Annotated in this window: 11 protein-coding genes; 8 read left to right on the forward strand and 3 right to left on the reverse strand. The window is 34.7% G+C overall.

What is annotated here, in order from left to right:
• The first annotated feature begins 17 nt into the window (after positions 1–17).
• The 6 genes from BUA98_RS15310 (at position 18) to BUA98_RS15335 (ending at position 13863) form a co-directional block, all read left to right on the forward strand.
• The gene (locus BUA98_RS15310) at positions 18–797 is read left to right on the forward strand and encodes an L-fucose dehydrogenase (RefSeq protein WP_072973944.1); all 780 of its coding nucleotides are present in this window, start codon (positions 18–20) and stop codon (positions 795–797) included.
• Between the two features lie 524 nt (positions 798–1321).
• Positions 1322–3871: a beta-galactosidase GalB gene (gene galB, locus BUA98_RS15315; RefSeq protein WP_208857995.1), complete on the forward strand. Its 2550-nt coding sequence runs from the start codon at positions 1322–1324 to the stop codon at positions 3869–3871.
• A 14-nt stretch (positions 3872–3885) separates the two neighbouring features.
• Positions 3886–5223: an alpha-L-fucosidase gene (locus tag BUA98_RS15320; RefSeq protein WP_072973945.1), complete on the forward strand. Its 1338-nt coding sequence runs from the start codon at positions 3886–3888 to the stop codon at positions 5221–5223.
• 56 nt (positions 5224–5279) lie between these two features.
• Complete coding sequence (locus tag BUA98_RS15325; RefSeq protein WP_072973946.1) at positions 5280–7949, forward strand: glycoside hydrolase family 3 C-terminal domain-containing protein; 2670 nt, start codon at positions 5280–5282, stop codon at positions 7947–7949.
• 995 nt (positions 7950–8944) lie between these two features.
• A complete protein-coding gene (locus tag BUA98_RS15330) occupies positions 8945–12265 on the forward strand; it encodes a SusC/RagA family TonB-linked outer membrane protein (RefSeq protein WP_072973947.1) in 3321 nt (1106 codons plus the stop codon).
• Positions 12266–12294: 29 nt separating this feature from the next.
• Complete coding sequence (locus tag BUA98_RS15335) at positions 12295–13863, forward strand: SusD/RagB family nutrient-binding outer membrane lipoprotein (protein WP_072973948.1); 1569 nt, start codon at positions 12295–12297, stop codon at positions 13861–13863.
• Positions 13864–14223: 360 nt separating this feature from the next.
• Here the strand turns inward: BUA98_RS15335 and BUA98_RS15340 are convergent, their stop codons facing one another.
• The 3 genes from BUA98_RS15340 to BUA98_RS15350 form a co-directional block, all read right to left on the reverse strand.
• Positions 14224–15192, reverse strand: a complete 969-nt coding sequence (locus BUA98_RS15340) for a M20/M25/M40 family metallo-hydrolase (RefSeq protein ID WP_072973949.1) — start codon at positions 15190–15192, stop codon at positions 14224–14226.
• A gap of 70 nt (positions 15193–15262) precedes the next feature.
• A complete protein-coding gene (locus BUA98_RS15345; RefSeq protein ID WP_072973950.1) occupies positions 15263–16594 on the reverse strand; it encodes an alpha-L-fucosidase in 1332 nt (443 codons plus the stop codon).
• Between the two features lie 107 nt (positions 16595–16701).
• Positions 16702–18375 (reverse strand): PNGase F N-terminal domain-containing protein, encoded by a 1674-nt coding sequence (locus BUA98_RS15350; RefSeq protein WP_072973951.1) that lies wholly within the window; start codon positions 18373–18375, stop codon positions 16702–16704.
• 351 nt (positions 18376–18726) lie between these two features.
• Here BUA98_RS15350 and BUA98_RS15355 point away from each other — a divergent pair, with 351 nt between their 5' ends.
• Together BUA98_RS15355 and BUA98_RS15360 are read left to right on the forward strand one after the other, a co-directional pair.
• On the forward strand, positions 18727–19467 hold the full coding sequence (locus BUA98_RS15355; protein WP_072974122.1) for a GntR family transcriptional regulator: 741 nt from the start codon (positions 18727–18729) through the stop codon (positions 19465–19467).
• Positions 19468–19538: 71 nt separating this feature from the next.
• Positions 19539–21320 (forward strand): class I mannose-6-phosphate isomerase, encoded by a 1782-nt coding sequence (locus BUA98_RS15360; RefSeq protein ID WP_072973952.1) that lies wholly within the window; start codon positions 19539–19541, stop codon positions 21318–21320.
• The last annotated feature ends 83 nt before the right edge of the window (positions 21321–21403 follow it).

The raw sequence follows: 21403 nt of genomic DNA on the forward strand, positions 1-21403 counted from the left end.
ACCATAATAATAAACAAATGAATCTTAATCTTACTGACAAAATAATTATCGTAACTGGAGGCGCAAAAGGTATTGGACTTGGTATTTGTAAAGTTTTGGCTGCTGAAGGTGCTATTCCTGTAATAGTAGGGAGGGCAGATGCAGATAATCAGATCGCTGTTAAAGAAATCGAAGCTGAAGGAGGAAAAGCATTGTCTGTTGTAGCCGAATTGACAAATCCTGAAGCTTGTAAAAGTGCCGTTGATCAGGTAGTCGCGCTATGTGGTCGCATTGATGGATTAATCAATAATGCCGGTGTAAATGATGGGGTAGGTTTAGAAAGTGGCGATTATGAAAAATTTATGGCCTCGATTCATAAAAACTTAGTTCATTATTATTTGATGGCTCAACATGTATTGCCGGAGTTGAAGAAAACAAAAGGAGCTATTGTAAATATAGGCTCAAAAGTAGCTGATACCGGACAAGGTAATACCTCTGCATATGCAGCGTCAAACGGGGGGCGCAATGCCTTAACCCGCGAATGGGCCGTTGAATTATTGAAATACGGAATCCGTGTCAATTCAGTGATTGTGGCTGAATGTTATACGCCATTATATGATGCATGGATTAAGAGTCTAGAAAATCCAGAAGAAAAATTAAAAGAAATTACAGCTAAAATTCCGTTGGAAAACAGAATGACAACAGCTGAGGAAATTGCAAATACGACGGTGTTCTTATTATCTGAAAGATCAAGTCACACTACAGGCCAATTGATTTATGTGGATGGTGGTTACACACATTTAGATCGTTCCTTATAATTTATTAGTGATTGTTATTTGAAAGAATATTTTGATTTTATGAAAAATTAAAATCAAAATGTTCAAATAGCATAAAGTCATGTGAATTAGAAAACCGAGCAAATTGGTTTATAAGGAAAACCAATTATAATCAAAATAACTTCTCTCTCTAAAATTATTAAATTAAAGTTATCAAGTCAAAAAAGGACATGATAATGTAGTGGTATGCAATAAAGTTTATCAAAACTAAAATTAATAATAAAAGTGTTTTTTGTGACTTTTTTTGATGTTTATCTTCGTTTATATGTCGTCCGTCTAAAATAGTTTTACCAAAAATCAAATTTGTTTAGATTTAACGTTAAATAATGGTTGTTTTTGTTTGAAGAAATATCTCTTCCTGTAATAATGTCAATTTTACCAAAAATAAAACATTCTGATACCAGCTGGAAATCGATAAATTAAAACGAATATAAAAATTTGAATTTGAATAAATAAGACGGCTCATTTTACTAGAAACCTAACCAAAATTATTAAACCTAACCAAAATGAATAAAAAGATGTTTTCACTGAACAAGAGCCTTACGCTGCTACTCTGTTTGACGGTGGGATTATCTGTTTTTGCACAGCATACTACAATAAAAAGAATGGGTGCAGCCGACACTCAGTCCTTTGATGATAATTGGCTTTTTTCCCGATTTGGATCTCAGGCTGACGGATTGGTTAAAGAGGAACCTAAAAATTTAGAAGCCGTTTCAACAAATGAAGCGAATTGGGAGAAATTAAATTTGCCTCACGATTGGGCTATCAAAGGGCCTTTTAGAATTGAATTAAGAGGAGAAACGGGAAAACTGCCATGGAAAGGAATTGGCTGGTATAGAAAACATTTTACAGTTCCGGCTTCAGATTCTGGGAAACAAATTTTTGTTGACTTTGACGGAGCCATGGCAAATGCTAAAATTTATTTAAACGGAAATTATGTTGGAACCTGGCCTTATGGATATAATTCTTTCCGCATGAATTTGACTCCCTTTTTAAAATTCGGACAGGAAAATATTTTAGCGGTTCGTTTAGATACAGAGAACTGGGATTCACGCTGGTATCCTGGCGCAGGAATCTATCGACACGTTTGGCTGGTAAAAACAAATCCGGTACATGTTGGACATTGGGGGACTTACATTACCACTCCAAATATAAGAAAAGACGCTGCCGATATCCGAGTAATGGTTAAGGTAGATAATGCAACAGATAAAACAGTAAAAGCAGTTGTTACAACTGACTTATACGAAATGGATATTCATAATACGCCAAAAACGAAAGTTGGATCTTTAATTACATCAACTCTTGAAATTAAGGCGAATGGAACTGAAGAAGCAGAAACGCATTCGGTTTTAAATAATCCTAAATTATGGGATTTAAAAACGCCTAATCGCTACGTTGCACAAACGAAAGTGAGTGTCGACGGAAAAGTAGTAGATACTTATAATACTCCTTTTGGTGTTCGTACAATTGAATTTACACCAAGAAATGGATTTCTTTTAAACGGAAAAAGAGTTGAAATCTTCGGAACCTGTAATCACCACGATTTAGGTGCTTTGGGAGCCGCAATCAATACTTCGGCCTTGAAGAGACAATTAGGTATGTTGAAAGAAATGGGTTGTAACTCTTTGCGTACTTCTCATAATCCTCCGGCTCCTGAATTATTGGAACTGGCTGATAAAATGGGATTTTTAGTTTGGGATGAAGCATTTGATGCCTGGAAAATTGGAAAGAAAAAATTAGACTATAATTTGATTTTTGTCGAATGGCATGAAAAAGATTTAATTGCCTTAACGCACAGAGACAGAAATAATCCTTCCGTTTTTATCTGGTCTATTGGAAATGAAGTTCCGGATCAGCAGAACGTGAAATTGACCAAAGAATTAGCAGATATAATGCGCAGTGAAGACCCAACGCGTCCGGTTTCTAACGGGTATAATGATCCTGATGGAGGAAGAAGTTCCGGAGCTGTTGTAGCGCTGGATGTTATGGGGGTAAACTATTTCTTTGACCAACAGCCAAAATGGGATGTTGATCCGAGATATGAGAAAAAGCCAACAATTGGAAGTGAAACGGCTTCAACGGTAAGTTCACGCGGAGAATATTTCTTTGATGATAAATACAACAAAACAACCTGGCAAATTTCATCGTATGATGATGCATTTCCGGGTTGGGGCTGTTCGCCGGATATACAATTTCGTACCAATGCAAAATACCCACATTTATTGGGAGAATATGTTTGGACCGGTTTTGATTATTTAGGTGAACCAACTCCTTACAATTCAGATGAAACCAATTTATTGAATTTCAGAACCGATCCTTCAAAGCAAGCAGAATTGGAAGCGAAATTGGCAGAATTACAAAAAAGTAATCCACCTTCAAGAAGTAGTTATTTCGGAATTATCGATTTAGCCGGTTTTCCGAAAGATCGTTATTACAGTTACAAATCACATTGGAGACCAGATGTTCCCACGGCTCACATTCTTCCGCACTGGAACTGGAGCGAACGTGTTGGAAAAGTGGTTCCCGTTCATGTTTACACTTCAGGAGATGAAGGCGAATTATTCCTTAACGGAAAAAGCCTTGGAAGAAAGAAAATGGAAGCAGGAAAAGATTTCCGTTTGATGTGGGAAGATGTAGTTTATGCTCCAGGAGAATTAAAAGTAGTTTGTTATAAAAAAGGAAAAAAATGGGCAACTGATGTAGTTAAAACTACAGGAGCTGCAACAAAAATTAAAATGGCTGCAGATAGAACAGAAGTATTGGCAGACGATGTTGATTTGGTTTTTATAACAGTTGATATTTCAGATAATGAAGGATTGATGGTTCCTCGTTCTAATCCTTTAGTTAAGTTTTCAATTGAAGGAGCGGGAGAAATTGTAGCAACGGACAACGGAGATGCAACGAGTTTTGTTCCCTTTCAAAGTACTGAAAGACCAGCTTATAACGGAAAAGTTTTAGCAATTGTAAAAGCTAAAAAAGAGCAAAAAGGACAATTTACTGTGAAGGCTGAAAGTGAAGGATTACAAGCTGCTGCCACAACAATCAGAATTAAATAAATAAAAAAAATAAAATGATTAAAAAAATAATCTTAACTGCTTTAGTTGTCGGAACAACTATTACCGGAACAGCACAGAATAAAATTGCTGCAGCGGATATTGCTCCAAAAATGAAATGGTTTGAAGACGCAAAACTAGGAATTTTTATTCACGCCGGAATTTATTCTGTTGCCGATGTTTCTGAATCCTGGAGTTTTCACAATGGAAAAATTTCTGTTGAAGATTATATGAAACAACAAAAAAGTTACACTTTAAGTAATTACGATCCAGCGGCCTGGGCAGAAATGATCAAAGATTCTGGTGCAAAATATGCTGTAATTACAACGAAACACCACGATGGTGTGGCGATGTACGATACCAAACTAGGAAAATTGAGTTCGGTAAAAACGACTCCGGCTAAAAAAGATATGGTTAAACCTTTTTTCGAAGAATTACGCAAAAGAGATATTAAATGTGGCGCTTATTTCTCCTTAATTGACTGGACACATAATGATTATCCGGGATTTTTGAAAGACAAAGCGCGTTATGATATTAAAAAAGAACCGGCTCGCTGGGAGCGTTTTCAAAAATTCTTTCAGGGACAAATCAAAGAAATTTCAGATTGGTATAATCCTGATTTATGGTGGTTTGATGGAGACTGGGAGCACAGTGCTGAAGAATGGCAAGCAGAGAAAACACGTAAAATGATGTTAGACAGAAATCCAAATACGATTATCAATGGACGTTTGCAGGGTTATGGTGATTATGATACGCCGGAACAAAATTTTCCGGTAGTTAGACCAGCTTATAAATGGTGGGAATTGTGTATGACGATGAATGAGAATTGGGGGTATCGTGTGAGCGATACAAACTGGAAAACACCTTATGAAATCATTACCATTTTTGTGGATGCCGTTTCAAATGGAGGGAATTTATTATTAGACATAGGACCAAAACCAGACGGAACTTATCCTGAAACCGTTGTTTCTACATTAAAAGAATTGGGTGACTGGAACAGAAGAAACGGTGAAGGTATTTTTGAAACTATTCCGGGAATTCCATTAGGACATTTTTACGGGCCAACAACACTTTCTAAAGATTCAAAAACGCTTTATTTATTTGTTCACGGAAAAACGTCAGGACAATTGATGTTAAAAGGACTTGATAATAAAATTCAGGATATTACAGTGTTGGGTTCAAATGTAAAATTGACGCATAAAGTGGTGGGTAAAATTTCATGGAGTGCTGTTCCGGGATTGGTCTACATTGATTTACCTGAAACAGCTATCGATAAATATGTGACGTGTATTAAAGTTACGTTAGATGCACCAATTAAATTATACAGAGGTCACGGAGGTTTCCTGACAAACTAATACTAATCAAAATAATAGATTATAATTCACCTTAAAGGTATTTCAATAGAATGATCATGAACAAAAAAGCATTTTTAATAACTTTATTTTTTGGAGTTCAAACACTGTTTTCTCAAAACACTCCAAAATATAAAAACCCAAAATTACCGGTAGAAGACCGCGTTCAGGATTTATTGTCCAGAATGACGGTTGAGGAGAAATTTTGGCAAATGTTCATGATTCCAGGTGATTTGTCTGATGGGGCAGAAAATTATAAAAATGGCATTTTTGGTTTTCAGGTAAGTGCCAAAGGAAGTACCGATGCAAGCAATCAAATTTTAGATTACAGTGCAGCAAGTAATGCAAAGGAAACTGTAAAACTGATTAATAAAATACAGAAATACTTTGTAGAAAAAACGCGTCTCGGTATTCCGATAATTGCTTTTGATGAAGCTTTACACGGACTAGTACGAGATGGCGCAACCGCTTTTCCTCAATCTATTTCATTGGCAGCAACATTTGATCCGGCTTTGGTTAAAAGAGTTTCAACTGCTATTGCGATGGAATCTAAAAGTCGTGGAATTCGCCAGATTTTATCACCGGTTGTCAATCTTGCTTCAGATGTTCGTTGGGGAAGAGTAGAAGAAACCTATGGTGAAGATCCTTTTCTTTCTTCAAAAATGGGAGTGGCCTATGTGTCCTCTTTTGAGGAAAGAGGCGTGATTACAACGCCTAAACATTTCCTTGCGAATAGTGGTGATGGTGGACGTGATAGTTACCCAATTGATTACAACGAACGTTATTTAGAAGAATATCAGCTTCCACCATTTCGTGCTTGTTTTACCGAAGGAGGAAGTCGAAGCGTGATGACTTCTTATAATTCTTTGAACGGGAGTCCTTGTACTGCGAATGATTGGTTGTTGAATAAAAAATTAAAAGGAGAAATGAATTTTAAAGGATTCATTATTTCAGATGCGAATGCTGTTGGTGGCGGAAATGTATTGCATTATACGGCAAAAGATTATCCGGAATCAAGTGCAAACGCCATAAATAATGGTTTGGATGTGATTTTTCAAACTGCCTTTGATCACTATAAATTATTTCAACCGCCATTTTTAGACGGAAGAATTGATATGAAAAATATCAACGAATCGGTAGCCAGAGTTTTGAGATTGAAGTTTGAATTGGGATTGTTTGAAAATCCGTATGCCGATGAAAAAGAGACAAATAAATGGAACGGAAATCCGCTTCACAAATTATTGTCAAGAGAAGCAGCTGAAAAAGGAATGGTGCTGTTGAAAAATGACAACAATGTTTTACCTCTTAAAAAATCAATAAAATCAATTGCCTTAATAGGAAATGATATAACCGAAGCACGTTTAGGTGGTTACAGCGGTCCGGGTAACGGAAAAGTGAATATGCTGGAAGGAATCAAAGGGAAGTTAGGAAAATCGGTTGAGATTAATGTTGCTGAAGGCTGTGCAAGAAAAAGTATAGATTATACTGTTGTACCAGCAACAAGTTTGTTTAGTGTTGAAAAAGGAAAAACGGTAAACGGATTAACAGGTGAATATTTTAATAATGTGCAACTAAGCGGAAGTCCGGCTATTACAAGATTAGACAATGCTATTAATTTTGACTGGACATTATATTCTCCGGATCAGGCAAAAATTAATTACGATTTTTATTCGGCTAAATGGACAGGAAAAATAAAATCTCCAGTGACAGGAACTTATAAAATAGGTTTTGAAGGGAATGATGGTTATCGTTTGTATTTGAATGGAAAACTACTTATTGATAATTGGAAAAGCCAGACTTATTCAACAAAATTGGTTGATTTCAATTTTGAGAAAGACAAAGAATACGATATTAAAGTGGAGTTCTTCGAATCGCAGGGTTATGCCAAATTCAAGTTGGTTTGGAATATAGGAGTAAACAACGATTGGGAACATAAAATTGATGAAGCTGTGGCTGCTGCTAAAAAATCAGATGTGGCTGTAATTGCCGCAGGAATCGAAGAAGGAGAATTCAATGACAGAGCTTACCTAGGTTTGTTAGGCCATCAGGAAGAATTAATAAATGCAGTTGCCGCAACAGGAAAACCGGTTGTAGTGATTTTGGTTGGAGGAAGCGCCATTACCATGGACAAATGGATTAACAATGTACCATCCATTTTAGATGTTTGGTATCCGGGCGAAGATGGAGGTAATGCAGTCGCGAATATTTTATTTGGAGATAAAAATCCGGCTGGACGTTTGCCAATTACTTTCCCAGTTTTTGAAGGTCAATTACCATTGGTTTACAATCACAAACCAACAGGTCGTTCCGATGATTATACTAATTTGAACGGTGCACCTTTATTTCCTTTTGGATACGGACTGAGTTATTCAACTTTTGAATATAGCAATTTAAGATTTGACAAAAAACAAATAGGAAAAGCAGAAACAACAAAAGTGTATTGTACAATAAAAAATACCAGTAAAGTTGATGGAGATGAAGTAATTCAGTTTTATGTAAGAGATGTTTTGGCATCAATTGCCCAGCCAATCAAGCAGATGAAAGGTTTTCAGAGAATTTTTCTTAAAGCGGGAGAATCAAAAGAAATAGGCTTTGACATTAACAAAAAAACTTTGCAAATGTTAAACGAGGATATGAAATGGGTGGTTGAACCGGGCGATTTTAGAATTATGATTGGTGCTTCTTCGAGAGATATTCGATTGAGAGAAGTTCTTACGGTGACAGAATAAGAATTTGTATTGGTGAATTAATTTAAAAAGATAATGCCTCTTTGTTTTATACTTGTTTTATACTTGTTTTAATGAGTTTCGGAGAGTTAAAATGTAAATAAAACAGACGTAAAAAATAATTCATCTGGCAGTTTTTTTAATGAGGATAAATAAAAATAATTGTTGTTAAAAAAAATGAAATAATAAGTTGTTTCTTTTTTAGAAATGAATTTTAAATAAAGAATAGATTATGTTAAAAATATCATAATTTTAACAGTTTGATTTTATTTTTTGTCCGTGTTTAATTACGATTCAATTTTGTGCTATTATTATTTATTTAATAAAATAAAATTGAATTATTTAAACTGTATCTATTTTGTTTACAGGTTGTTATGTATATTTGTTTTAAATTTGACTTTAAAATGTTAAAATAAATAAATACATTAAAAAAATCACTAAAACGTTTTTGTTAATCGTTTTATTAAATATATATTTGCTAAGAATAATTAACGAAGGTTTAAGAAAAAGTTAACATTTTGTAATGAGATAAAATATCAAAAAAATCTTGTAAACAACAAATTAATAAGTCAAACGTTTTCATTCATTCTGATCGATAAAAATGAAAGGATTTAGGACAGAATTACTTGAAAAAGTTCTTAAAAATTATGGGCCAGATAAATCAATTGAAGAATAAAAAAAAGAGCAATCTAATTTAAGGTATTCGTCTTAATAGTTCATGAAATCTTTTTTTAAAACCAAAATACTAAAACGTTGTAGTTACCAATGTTGAAAAATAAATTCAAAAAATGACTAAGAAAACTGAAACAAATTATTAAAAAACAAAAAGCTTATGATGTAAAAAAAAACAGAGTATTAATCAAGGGAATTATTACCAAATTCTGATAAGGAGAAAACGGTAATTTAAAATTAAAGGTTTTAGTATTCAATATTTTTTAGAAATCGGAAATCTTTCAATTTAAACAAAATTTAAAAACCAAACCAAACTAATATTAATTATGAGAAAACTGTTATATGAATCGCTGTTAGTTTTTCTAATGGTATTGTGCTTTCAAAATGCAAAAGCACAAAACACAACAATCTCTGGGGTAATTACAGACAATACTAATGTACCCGTTCCATCAGCGATTGTTAGAGAAAAAGGAACAAAAGTAGAAACGATTACAGACGAGAACGGAGCATTTACAATCTCTGTAGGAGAAGGTGCTACTCTTATTGTAAGTTCAATAGGTTACAAAACATCAGAATTAAAAGCTACTGATGGAATGAAAGTCAGATTAGCAAGTGGTACCAACGAACTTGATGGTGTTACAGTTACCGCTTTGGGGCAATCTAAAAAGAATAAATCAATTGGTTACGCTACAAGTGTAATTAAAGCAGATGCAATCGTTAAAACAGCATCTCCTACAATTGCTAACTCTTTGTATGGTAAAGCGCCGGGTGTTCGTATTACTGCTACTCCTGGTGGAGCAGGAGCAATCAGTATTCAGATTCGTGGAATCAACTCTATTACAGGTAAAAATCAGCCACTTATTGTTATGGATGGTGTGCCAATTCGTAATGGAGAGGTTTCTAACAGCGATTACTGGAATCAACCACGTATTAAAAGCAATGGTTTAGCAGATATTAACCCTGAAGACATTGAAAATATCTCGATCCTTAAAGGAGCTTCTGCAGCTGCCTTATATGGGTCTGAGGCTGTAAATGGGGTGGTATTAATTACATCTAAATCAGGTAAAGGGAAAAAAGGCTTAGGTGTCGATTTTAGTACTAGTTACTCAGGAAACCAAATAGCTTACCTGCCAAGATTTCAGTATGAAAGAGGTCCGGGTTATTCTAATGGTACTTTTAATCCAAACTGGGCTGCACCAGACGGTTTTGTGCAATATGATACAAATGGCGATGGAGTTAATGATATGAGAGGAGTTGCGAACAGTTCTGTAAACTTTGGTCCTTGGTTTGATGGAAAACCAATTATGACATGGGATGGTGTAGTACGTCCGTATTCTGCACAAAAAGATGGTTACAAAAACATGTTCCAAAACGCATGGGATACAACTACAAACTTTGCCCTTACAAACAATACTGAAAACAGCAGTGTACGTTTCTCTTATACTCGTATTGAATCAGAAGGTTTAAGTATGAATAATAACAACAAAAAGAATAACTTTAACTTAAATGCATCATTTAAGACAGGTAAGTTAAAAACAGATGTTGTTGTAAGTTATTTGAATCAGAATGTACGTAATCGTTCATTTGCTTTAGATCGTTTAGTAAATAACTTTACAGGTATGCTTAGTCCATTTGATAATGGTGATTGGTACAGAGCAAAATACAAAACAAGTTTAGGTTATAAATATGTTACAAATCAAAATCAAAGTTTAACTCCGGACGAAAATATTATTCGTAACGGTTTCAAAGCTGATATTGGTGATTTCTTTTGGAATACAAATGCAAATCAACAAGAAGAGATCACAAATCGTATTATAGCAAATCTTACCGAAACGCTTTCAATTACTAACGATTTGTCTATCCGTGGACGTGTTTCGACTGATTTAACAGCAATAAATACAGAAACAAAGAATCCATTAGAAAGACCTTTAATTTATGGTTTTGGAACAGGGTCTTATCAAATGGAAGGTCAGGACTATAATGTTCTTTATGGTGAATTAATAGCGACATACAACAAAAAATTAAATGATGATTTCACTGTTGGTGCATTATTTGGTTATTCTGGAACACAGGAAACATCTAAATATTTGTCTCGTTCTACTAATGGTGGTTTAAGTGTGGAAGGTTGGTATGATGTAAATTCTTCTGTTGGATTAGCTAATAGTGGCTCTAAACAATTTACAATACTTAAAGATGCACTTTTTGGAACTGTAAGTGGAAGTTATAAAAACTATTTGTTCCTTGAAGGTACATTAAGAAGAGACCGTACTTCAACAATGAATCCGAATAATAATGCTTTTACGTATCCTTCTGTAAACTCTAGTTTCATTTTATCAGAAGCTGTTACATTACCGGATTTCATTAATTACGCAAAAATGCGTGGTTCTTGGGGTATTGTAGGATCTTATCCAGAGGCATTTCTAGCTAACGTAGCATTTGATCAGGTTTCTTTAGGGTCACAAGGATCATCAAGTCCTGTATTGACTACGACGTCACAAGCTAAATATGGAAATGAAGGCATTAAACCTGAAATGAAGCATGAAATAGAACTTGGTTTTGAAACTAAATTCTTGGATAGAAGATTAGGATTGGATTTCTCTTTCTATACAGCGAAAATTAAAGATCAGATTATTGCATTGTCTATACCACCTACTTCGGGAGCGACTTCTATTTTGACGAATGTTGGTGAATTAAGTAATAAAGGATTCGAGGTTGCTTTGACAGGTACACCTGTTAGAACAGATAATTTTTCTTGGGATGTAACCTTGAACTGGGCTAAAAACATCAATAAAGTAGTAAAATTATCAGATGGTTCTAATGAGATTTTGCATGCTGACTATGATGGATCTGCTGCTCAATTAAAATCAGTAGTAGGACAAGAGATGGGAGGGATTTATGCACACCCTATCAAAACAGATGCTAATGGTAATAAAGTGGTTGGTTCTGATGGATTTTATCAGCTTGATGGAGACAAATGGGAAAAATACGGATCAGCTATGGCTAAAGGTGTTGGAGGTTTAATCAACTCTTTGACTTATAAAAACTTCACATTAGATATTGGTATTGATTACTCTTACGGCGGTTCTTTGATGCCAACAGGGATGAACTGGATGACATCTAGAGGATTAACAGAAGAATCATTAAACTACAGTACAAATGAGCGTGGTGGTTTAACCTATTACATGGATAACGGAAAAGGGGTTCAGGTGCCAAACAGTGCAACTGCAGGACCAGGAGGGCAACCATTATTCCGTGATGGTATGTTAATGAATGGTGTAAATGTTGATGGAACTCCAAATACAAACGTAGTTTCTCAGGCAGGTTATTATGTTGTAACTTACAACTGGGGAGGTCCTCAGTATGATAGTGTTTCTCGTTATGAGTTGTATATTCAAAAGAACGACTATGTTAAATTAAGAGAGTTATCACTTATGTATAATGTACCAGCATCTTACGCTAGTAAAATTGGAGCTACTAGGTTAAGTCTTTCTTTCTTCGGACGTAACTTGTTTTACTTCTACAGAACAATCAAAGATATGGATTCTGAAGCAACAACTTCAGGAACACAGTGGTCTCAAAACGTGAACAACTCAGGAATCACTCCGTCTACTAGAAGTTATGGAGTAGTATTGAGAGCATCTTTCTAATAGGATAAATTATAATTAAAATAGACAACATGAGAAAATTATTATATATATCATTAGCTTCAGTCGCAATTTCTTTGAGCTCTTGTTCGAAAGATGATTTTGCAGAAGCATATAGAGATCCGTCAAAGGTAACAACTACAACAGTGCCTAAACAATTTGCCGGATTTATGAAAGTTAACTATGAAGATGTAATTCCGGCGTATTGGAATTATTTTACTGTAATAAGAACAACTTCATTAAGTTATACTCAAGGACACGGGATCGTTAATTCGTCTGGGCGTTATGTACCGGCAGGAGCAGTAACTAACAGATGGGATAGATATTATAGATTCATCACTCAATATAGAGAGCTGGAAAAAGTAATGGCTTCTTTACCTGCTGCTGAGCAGGCAGAAAGTAGAATCTATACTATTACGTCTACAATCTATTTGTATGATCATACTGCAAAAATGATTGATAACTTCGGTGATATTCCTTTCTCTGAAGCGGGTAAAATTAGTTCAACTGGAGGAGCTTATGCTCTTGCATTACCTAAGTACGATAATCAGACAGAGCTTTACACGATGATGTTAGATCAATTGAAAGCTTTTTCTACTGAATTGAATACTATTACTTTGACAGATAAAACAAATTTGGAGTTCAAAAATCAGGATTTAATCAACAAAGGTAGTCTTGTAGCTTGGAAAAACTATTGTAATTCTTTGCGTTTGAAGTTGTTAAATAGAGTTTCTGCGGTTTCGACTTTTTCAGGAAGAGCAAATACAGAAATGGCTGAGATTATTTCTGAAGGAAAAATTGTGGACGAAAGTTCAGAAGATATTGCTTTCAGAGTGTATACTTTAGATACTGATTTAGATACTCAAGGTTTCGTAGATGCTTTAGAATCTCCAGGTTGGAACAATAACCTTGCTCCAAAACCTATGATTGATCACATGAATGCAAACAGTGATCCTCGTCAGTCATGGTTATTTGAAAAAGGTGAGAATGCAACAGACTTCGTAGGATTAGATCCATTAGCGACTACTGCTGTTCAGGATAAACAAATAGCTGATGGTGATATTGCTATCTACAATAGATCAGTTATTAGTAGAAACGATTGGTTGCCAGGAACTTTGGTGAATTCTGCTGAGGTAAACTTGATTCTTGCAGAGTATTATTCAAGAACTGGAAATGCTGCTTCAGCAAAAACACATTTTGAAAAAGCAATCAGACAATCTATTCAATATTATGTAAGATTAGGTGATAAGGCAGATGACGTTACATGGAAGCCAACTAGCGAGCCAACAACTGCTGAAATTGATGCTTATATTGCTAAAATTAATTTTGCAGGTGCTACAACAGCTGCTGCTCAACTAGAATTGATCGCTTTTCAAAAGTATATTCATTATAACATTATGCAGGCCGACGAATCTTGGTCTGAGCAAAGAAGGTTGAAACTTCCAGCGCTTAATTTCGCGCAAGATGAAACAAGCCCTCAAAAAACACCTCCAACGCGTTGGACATACCCAAGTTCTGAAAGTGTTTATAATACAAATAACTATAATACAGTTAAAGACAAAGATAATTTAAGTACAAAAATTTTCTGGGACGTAAAATAAGCTCCTTATAGATTAATATTTTGTTATTAGTAAGAAACCCCAAAGTCAGGAAATTTCCAGACGATGGGGTTTCTTTTTTAATATCAAATGTCAATTTCAATGTCAATGTCAATGCAATAGCAATGTCAATTTCAATGAAATATCAATGAGAATTGGCAATAGGGCAGAGTTTGAAACTTTTTTTGATGGGAATAAGATATTTTCTAAATAGTGAAAACTACATTGCATAAAAAAAATCGACGAATTTACAGTTTATATCACTGCAGTTCGTCGATTCTTATTTCTGAACATTGACACTTGTTTTTTAGTTAATCAGTGTTTCTGATGGCTAAAAAGGCTTTTAACGAAAATCGTAACTATTTAATTTTGCTTAATAAAAGTTAGCGGTTGATCGTAATTAGCAATTGCGGTTAATGCATTATAAATGTATTTGCTAACTAAAATGCCTCCTTCACTGTTAATTAAAGCAGTGTCATCTTCTGGCGTATGATATTGAGGATGACCTCCTGTGTGTAAGCCTATTGCTGAGATGTCATTTTTATAAAAAGTAACGTGATCCGAACCACCTACATCTCCGGCAAAAACAATTGGATTTAATCCGCTGCCTTCACCTAGTTTTTTCATTAGTTCTACACCGCCTGGAAAGGTTCCGGCACCGCCCATATAAAGTTCTTTTTTATCGTTTAAACGACCGACCATATCCATGTTGATCATTACTTTTACGGCATTTTTAGCTATCGGAAGATGGTTAACAAAATACTTTGAACCCAATAAACCTTCTTCTTCGGCGCTAAAAGAAATGAAAATAATACTTCTTTTGGGTGCCGTTTTATTGTGATGAAATTCTTCTAAAATAGATAAAAGAGCCGAAACTCCCGAAGCATTATCATCTGCTCCATTATGAATGGCAAGGGTATCTTTTTTCTTGCTGCCGGAACCTTTTCCGCCCCAGCCCCAATGATCATAATGTGCTCCAATTACGATGTATTCTTTCTTTAGATTTTCATCAGAACCTTCAATATAACCTACAACATTTTGAGTCGATACACTATCCGATTTCATTTTGTTGATATCGGGTTTTATGAAGATTTTAAAAGGCTGAAAGTAGTTGTCGTTAAATTTTTTCAAGCCATATTTTTTAAAATATTTCCTGATGTAAGCCGCTGCTTCGTTATTGCCTTTCGTTCCGGCAAGACGCCCTTCTAATTTATCTGAAGCTAAATAAGTATCGTGTTTAAGAAATGTTTCAGATGAAAATGTTGATTGCGCGGTTCCCTTTTCAGTGGCAATAAAAGCGACAACAGAAAGGAAAAGAGTTTTTTTAAACATGTAATTAATCATTAATTTATTGAAATAAAATAGAAACCCATAAGGTTTGGAATCTTATGGGTTGTAAAATTTATTGTATTTGCATTTCGATTATCGTATCGATTGTATCGATTTTGGTGCCATCCAGGTACACAAAAGTTCCTTCGGGTTGTTGTTTGAATTTCAGTTCTTTTTTACCGTCCATCAAATAACATTTTTTAATTTTTTGTTTCATCTCAGGAATAAAAATATATTCGGCCTGTTTTGGTGTTTTTATAATGTGCGCAAACAATGTTTTGTCTTTCGCGGTAAATACCCCCCAATCTTGCTGCGGCATCACATTGCCTCTCGTTCCATAAATACTTTTCCCGTTTTTATCCATCCAAATGCCCATTTCTTTTAATGTTTCAACAAATTCCGGCTGAATCGAACCATCCGCCATTGGACCAACATTCAAAAGAAAATTAGCATTTAGACTTGCAGCATTAATCATGTAATGCAATAAATCTTTAGTCGATTTGTATTTTCTGTCGTTGATATCAAAACCCCATGAATTGTTCATCGTTTCGCAGGTTTCCAAAGGCAGTTGAGAAACAGATTGTCCTCCAAATCCAGTTGTATTTCCACCAGGAAGATCTTTTTCAAAGGCTTGAAAATCTTCTCCTTGTATAGGTAACAGGTGATGATTGTTTGAAATCAGACAGTTAGGCTGAATAGAATGAATCAATTTGTAAATTTCATCATAATGCCAGTTTACTTTAGATGATAATGTTTTATCTGTATCGTTATCCAATTGATCCCAGTGTCCGTCAAACCAAATTCCGCCAATTTCTCCATAATTAGTTAGTATTTCAGTTAATTGCCCTTTCATAAAACGAATATAACTTTCCCAATCACTTTTGGCAGTTCTGCCTGTTCCTTTTCCAGTTTTACCTGTTTCGTATTGATAATCGGTTCGTGTCCAGTCTAAAAGAGAATAATAACAGAATAATTTGATTCCTTCTTTGTGACATTCATCGGCCAATTCTTTTAATAAATCTCTTTTGAAATGTGTATTTGTAATTTTCCAATCGGATAATTTAGTGTCAAAATTGCTAAAACCGTCATGGTGACGTGTAGTAAAAGTGATGTACTTCATTCCGGCGGCTTTCGCAATGCCAACCCATTTTTTTGCATCAAAATTCTGCGGATTAAAAACATTTATTAGTCTTCCGTATTCTGTTACTTTGATGTTATCGTTATTCATGATCCATTCTCCATTACCAAGAACACTATAAGGGCCAAAGTGAATGAACATCCCGAATTTATCATCCTGAAATTCTTTTCTGTTTTTAAGATTTCCTTCAGTAGGAGTGTAGGTTTGTGCTAACATTGTGATACAACTCATCGAGAAGAATAGCAGACAAAGTGTGGTTTTTTTCATGTTTTTTTTAGTTAGATGGTTTGATAGTAAACGTTTTTATCGTTTTTGAAATTTAAAAATATAAAGCCTTAAATAGTAAGTCGATATTATCTAAATTTAATTATCAATTACCTTTCTCCAACCAAAAATCCGGATACATTCCATGCGCTGCTACTTGTTCCTTCTGGTTTTCCAAGTGGAATTGATACACGAATCGTGTGTTTTCCCGGTGAAAGATTTCCTAAATCTATCAAATTTGGATTGGTTGTAGTTCCCGGACACCAGTTCGAACGACTTAAATCAGATGAAGATAATCCGCTGCCAAAATTTCCTGAAGCCGGATTACTCAATCGGTATGAACCGCAATCGGTACGCCATGGTGTGAAAGCAAAGACTTCTTTTCCGTCTATAAGAATAGTATTTTTTTTCTGTAGAAATTCGTCACCATTTTCCCAGCCTCCATGGCCGGTTGTGGTGTAACTCAATTTGAAATTTTTATAACCTTCCGGCACTTCAAAAGTCATTTCCAGGCCCTTTTCATTATCAAACATGGTGGCATAATCTTGTCCTGCCATTTCCATAACATTGAGCGTGTTGAAAAGAGGTAAAATAAAATCACCTTTTGGGTTGTTGTCCTCGCCTTCATGAATCGAAATATTCAAACTGGCTTTGTGTCCACCGGCGTCGTAATTCCCAATAAACATTCCGATATATACTTCCTGATTACTCAATTTTGGCTGTAATAATGAAATATCCTGACGATAAAAAACGCTATCCTGCCAAACCTTATTTTTCAATTGCAAGTAGTTAAAATGCTTCACCCCAAAAGGAGTAAAGAAACGCATCAATTCTAACAATGGTGTATAATCTTCTGTTGCTACAACACCCTGATATTTTTTGCCATTTCCATTTTCATAAACAGGTAATGTGTTAACTCCGTTTTTTAATCCGTCCAAAAACGAACTTTTCTTATCCATCGGAATCATAAAAACCGAACCGGTTCTGTCGTACGCATCGCCATTGGATTGTTGTGTGACATCAACATAAATGGAACTTCCTTTTTTAATTTCCGGAAATTTTACTTTTCGAACAATTACGGTCCCGCTTGCGTATCTAAAAATGCTGTCGTTTGATTTTGCATCAGCAACAAAATGAATTTGTTCTTTGTTGAAAACGGGTATGTTTACAAAACGGCTTTTCCATAAAAGATCTTTATAGGTTAATTGATCTACTTCAGGAACCTTTGGAAGAGTCAAAATGGTAGGTATCGTTTTTAAATTCTCAATTTTTGTGGCGGTCAAAGAACTGTTCCCGTTGCGAATGGTCTCCAAAACTAAACCTAAATCTTGCCCAAGAACACCTGGTCCTCCTTTTAGTCCTAATTCATTAGTGTACCAAATCTCAATTTTATTTGAGTTCACTGTAGTTATTGCTTTTTTACAGGTGAAATTCAGGATTTTTTTGGTTTCATCTGTGAATTCAAATTTTTGTTTCCCTAATGCTTCAGCGTCATGATTTAGGATTAATTTACCTGCTTTTAGATGTGCTAATTGCGAAATAGTCTTAGAGTCAAAAGCCACAAAAGTCTGTTCGAAAGGAAAATTTGCTTTTTGTTGTATGATTTTATCGGTTGTAATCAAACTCAAATCTTTAGAAGCAAATAAAAATAACGGATCCTGATTTGGAATTATTTTTCCGTTAGAACTTCTTTGGTACGTAACTTTAATTGCTTTAGTCGTTTTCTGTGCAAAAGTCAAAGAGATAAGACAAAACGCAAAGGATGTAAATAAAATTTTCTTCATGTTATGATTTTGGTTGTTTAAGCGGATAATCAATTTTACTAAATCGATTTAATAAAAAAACAAATAAAAAACCGGCATTATTAAGTTTTGGTATTAAATAATTGGGAAATGCAATTGATTATGAGATGGTTTTATAGAAAGCTAAGATAGAAAATTTTGAATTGTAATAGGGAACATACTATTTCTTTTTTGAGATAAATATATTGATTTGTACTTCATGGGTTGATAATCAGTTATTTTGCTATATCGTTTTAGTAAAAATGGTTTCGTTTATGAATCAGTTATTTACATTTTTACAAAAATATTTTTTTGTTCGAATAAAAAAACTACTTTTGGAGTATGTATGAACATATGAACAAAATACCGTTATTAGATCACGACAGTAAAATTCCGTTGCACAAACAAGTGGAGGAATTATTACGTGAACTAATCAAACATCCCGATTTTAAGGATGGGGAGTTATTTCCGAAAGAAGTTGATTTGGCGAAACGTTGGGGAATTTCCCGTAACACATTGCGTCAGGCAATTGCTATTTTGGTAAATGAAAAATTACTAGTCAGAAAAAAAGGCTCGGGAACAAGAGTTTCTCAAAACAGAATTACAACCAATCTGAACAATTGGATGAGTTTTACGCACGAGATGGAGGATATGGGACTGGAATTTAAAAACCTTTCATTGCATGCAGAAATGGTTCCGGCTACGGCCAAAATAGCCAAGCATTTGCAAATTAATGAAGGCGATGAAGTACTGCTTTTACAGCGTACCAGAAGTATAGACGACAGTCCGATGGTCTATTTTGAATCTTATTTTCATCCTAGAATTGGTCTTTCAATTGATGAAAATTTTGAGACTCCATTGTATGAAATTCTGGGTAATAAGTATAATGTGGTTCCGGTATACTCGCAGGAAGAACTTAAAGCCATTGCTGCTGGTAAACGAATCGCAGGTCTTTTGAAGATTGAAAAAGAGCAGCCTGTTCTGGAAAGAAAAAGGGTAGTACTTGACACTGCGAGAAAACCTATCGAATATAATATTTGTTATTACAGAAACGACTGGTTCACCTACACTATTGAAATCAAACGCACGATTTAATAAAATGATTCATTAGATTAAATCAAATTTGATTTTTTTAAGACGATCATTTCAGAAAACACAAATTATAAATGGAGCAAATAATTCAGACACAAAGAAAAACTTCGCAGCCTTTATTGCCTATAAATGCAACGGTTAAAACAAATACGGAATACAATGTTTTCCCTTCTTTTAGTACCAATTCTGAAATTTTCACCGGATTCAGATCGTTGGCAAATACGATTTGTAAAGAGAAAGTACTTGTTATTGATGGATTTGGCGGCGTACTGTGGGAAAAGTTTAAAGAGCATTTGAATGCGGTTTTAATGGAAAAAGATCGAAATGTTCTTTGGTATAATATTGATTCCTGTTTGAAATTATCTGCAGAAATAGACCAATTGATTAAGCCAAATATGAATGGAGATGATCCCGTTTTTGGAAAAAGATATTTAGGTGAACTTTCTGATTTTTTCGATAAGGAAAAATTGAGTTTACTGCAACCAGATACTACTGCAGATATTTGTATTGTCTACGGAACAGGGGCTTCTCTTGCGAATTGGAACGGAAAGTTGATTTATGTTGATGTTCCTAAAAATGAAATTCAATACAGAATGCGAGCGTCTTCGGTTAAAAATATAGGTTGTACCAATACTTTAGCCTACACTCAAATTTACAAAAGACTTTATTTTGTTGAATGGCCGGTTTTAAACGCACACAAAGCATCGTTACTGCCAAAAATAGATTTTATTGTAGATGAACAGCGTATCAATGAAATTACCTGGATGCAGGGAAGTGATTTTAGAAGCGCATTAGATTTGATGCTCGAAAGTCCATTACGTGCCCGTCCTTGGTTTGAAGCCGGAGTTTGGGGCGGTCAATGGATGAAAGAGCATATTAATGATTTGAATCAGGAAGAAGTAAATTATGCCTGGTCTTTTGAATTAATAACTCCTGAAAACGGAGTTGTTTTGGAAGGAAATAATAATTTACTGGAAGTTTCTTTTGATTTTTTGATGTTTCAGGACAACAAGAAAGTATTAGGAAAAGCGGCTGCCCGTTTTGGAAATGATTTTCCGATTCGTTTTGACTACCTCGATACTTTCGACGGAGGAAATCTTTCGGTGCAATGTCATCCGAGACCGGAATATATCACATCCAATTTTGGCGAAAAATTCACTCAGGATGAAACCTATTATATTTTAGATTGTACTGATGATGCTGATGTTTATCTGGGATTTACAGAGGATATCAATCCAGAAGAATTTAAAAATGCTTTGATCGAATCGCAAGAGAAATCAGAAGCTATAGATATTGAAAAATATGTATTAAAACACAAAGCTAAAAAACATGATTTATTTCTGATTCCAAACGGTACTATTCATGCATCAGGGATTAATAATATGGTTTTAGAAATAAGTAGCACACCTTATATTTTTACTTTTAAAATGTACGATTGGGTTCGCCCGGGATTGGACGGAAAACCGCGTCCGATCAATTTAGAACATGGTTTTAATAACGTTTATTTTGACAGAAAAGGAGAAAGAATTGTAGAAGAATTCATTTCAAAACAAAAGGTTGTAAAAGAATTTGAAAACGGTAGAAAAGTGAGTTTGCCTACGCATGAAGATCATTTTTATGCCGTAGATCGTTACGAATTTACAGGCGAAATCGAAATTGAAACGCTTGGACAATGTCATATCTGTATGTTGGTAGAAGGCGATATGGCTGAAGTAAGCGCAGGAGAAAATACTCAAAAATTCAAATATGCCGAAACTTTTGTAATTCCGGCCAATGTCCCGAAATACAAAATCACTCACAAAAGCGATAAAAAAGCATTTGTAGTGGTTTCGTATGTAAAAGATAGCTGGTGTTAAAACCATAGAGCAATAGATTAAAATGAACCACCATTATTGCTCTTTTACTATTACTATTAAAAATGATTTCTATCAAGAACCAA

This window comes from Flavobacterium saccharophilum, from assembly GCF_900142735.1.
GTDB classification, from domain to species: Bacteria; Bacteroidota; Bacteroidia; order Flavobacteriales; family Flavobacteriaceae; genus Flavobacterium; species Flavobacterium saccharophilum.